The organism is Mycobacterium sp. E3305, from assembly GCF_001666785.1.
Lineage (GTDB): Bacteria > Actinomycetota > Actinomycetes > Mycobacteriales > Mycobacteriaceae > Mycobacterium.
In genome coordinates this window covers 1-2,240 of sequence record NZ_LZJA01000254.1, presented here as the reverse complement: position 1 = coordinate 2,240, position 2,240 = coordinate 1, and the positions used below count along the sequence as shown (strand labels likewise).

The 2,240-nt window shown below is 69.3% G+C and carries 2 protein-coding genes; both read left to right on the top strand.

The annotated features are described in order from the left end of the window. A partial coding sequence (locus A5701_RS23050) for a beta-ketoacyl reductase (protein WP_156670232.1) occupies positions 1-760 on the top strand: 760 nt, incomplete at its 5' end. Beyond that, positions 760-2,240, top strand: a 1,481-nt coding sequence (locus A5701_RS23045) for a type I polyketide synthase (protein ID WP_197505042.1), incomplete at its 3' end; no start/stop codon positions are given. The genes A5701_RS23050 and A5701_RS23045, both read left to right, overlap by 1 nt.

The window sequence follows — 2,240 nt, the reverse complement described above, 5'->3', positions numbered from 1 at the left end:
CTCCTCCATCTCCGGCCTCACCGGTTCGCGGTGGCTGGCCCACTACACCGCCACCAGCGGCTACCTGGACGCCCTGGTGTACGCCCGGCGCAGCCTGGGGCTCGCGGCCACCACGGTCAACTGGGGATTGTGGAAATCACTGGCCGACAGCGACGGTGATGCCGGTCAGGTCAGCGTCGGAACCGGCCTGCTGCCCATGGACGACGAGACCGCCATCACGGCACTTCCCCTGGTGTCGAGTCCCGCCGCCGGTGCGCATTCGGTTGTGGTAGAAGCGGATTGGCCGCTGCTGGCGGAGGCCTATCGGATCCGCGGCGCACTGCACATCGTCGACGACCTGCTTCCGGACTCGGCGGGCGCCGCCCTCATCCCGGCGAAGGACTGGTCGCACCTGACACCTGCGCAGGTGCACCGGGAGCTGGAAAGCGGGCTGCGCGGCATCGTCGCCCGGGAACTGCGGATTCCCGAACCGGAGCTGGAAAGCGATCGGCCACTCGCCGAGCTCGGCCTGAACTCGCTGGGCGCCATGGCAATTCGCCGGGAGGCGGAGACCTTGGTGGGTGTTGAAATCTCGACCACCATGCTGTTCAATCACCCCACCGTCGCCGCGCTGGCGGACCAGCTCACCAAAATGGTCGCGCCCGAAGGGGATTCGGGACATGACGAGATCGCGGCGTTGTCCGCCTCGGCGGGAAGCACGCTGGACAGTTTGTTCGACCGCATCGAGTCGTCCTCCGTCACCGCCGAGGAGCCCGCGTAATGCGCAGTCTCTTCAGCCGCGTCTCGGACATGACGGCGCAGCAGCGCACCGCTCTGTCCGAAGAATTCGCCCGTGCCGCCCGCACCGTGACGGCCGAACCCATCGCTGTGGTGGGGATCGGTTGCCGATTCCCCGGCGAGGTGACCGGACCGGACAGCTTCTGGGAGTTGTTGGTCGAGGGCCGGAATGCGATCTCCGGGATCCCGTCGGATCGGTGGGACGCCGAGGCCTTCTACAGCCCCGACCCCTTGACGCCCGGTCACATGACGACCAAGTGGGGCGGCTTCGTGCCCGACATCGCGGGGTTCGACGCCGAGTTCTTCGGCATCACCCCGCGCGAAGCCGCATCGATGGACCCGCAGCAGCGGATGGTGCTCGAGGTCGCCTGGGAGGCGCTCGAACATGCCGGCATTCCAACGGATTCACTGGCCGACACCCGAACAGGCGTGATGATCGGCGCCTACTTCAACGAATACCAGTCCATGCTGGCGGCCGGCCCGGAGCAGGTGGACGCCTATACCGGAACCGGCAACTCCCACAGCATCACCGCGGGCCGGATCTCCTACCTGTTGGGGTTGCGTGGGCCTGCGGTGGCGGTGGACACCGCCTGCTCGTCGTCGTTGGCGGCGATCCACCTGGCCTGCCAGAGCCTGCGGTCCCGCGAGAGCGACCTGGCGCTGGCCGGCGGGGTCAGCGCGACGCTGCGGCCCGAGACCCAGATCGCCATCTCGGCTTGGGGATTGTTGTCGCCGCAGGGTAGGTGCGCGACGTTCGACGCGGCGGCGGACGGGTTCGTCCGCGGCGAGGGCGCGGGGGTCGTGGTGCTCAAGCGGCTGACCGACGCGGTGCGCGACGGCGATCGAGTGCTGGCCGTGGTGCGGGGTTCGGCGGTCAACCAGGACGGGCGCTCCAACGGCATCACCGCGCCCAACACGGCCGCCCAATGCGATGTGATCGCCGACGCGTTGCGGTCGGCCGACATCGCACCGGAAAGCGTCAACTACGTGGAGGCCCACGGAACGGGGACGGCGCTCGGGGATCCGATCGAATTCGAAGCGCTGGCAGCCACTTACGGGCGCGGCCCGGGCTCGTGCGCGCTCGGCGCGGTGAAGACCAACATCGGCCACCTGGAGGCGGCGTCCGGGGTGGCCGGGTTCATCAAGGCGGTGCTGGCGGTGCAGCGCGGGCAGATCCCGCCGAACCTGCACTTCTCGCAGTGGAATCCGGCGATCGACGCGTCGTCGACCCGGCTCTTCGTGCCCGTCGAGAACATCGAATGGCCGTCCGATGCGGGTCCTCGCCGGGCGGCGGTGTCGTCGTTCGGTCTCGGCGGGACGAACGCGCACGCCATCGTCGAGCAGGGCCCTGGGTTGGCGCCGGTCGACGACGCCGGCCCCGACGGCGGGGTGTCGACGTTGGTGGTGTCGGGTAAGACGGCGCGGCGGGTGGCGGCGACGGCGTCGGTGCTGGCCGAGTGGAT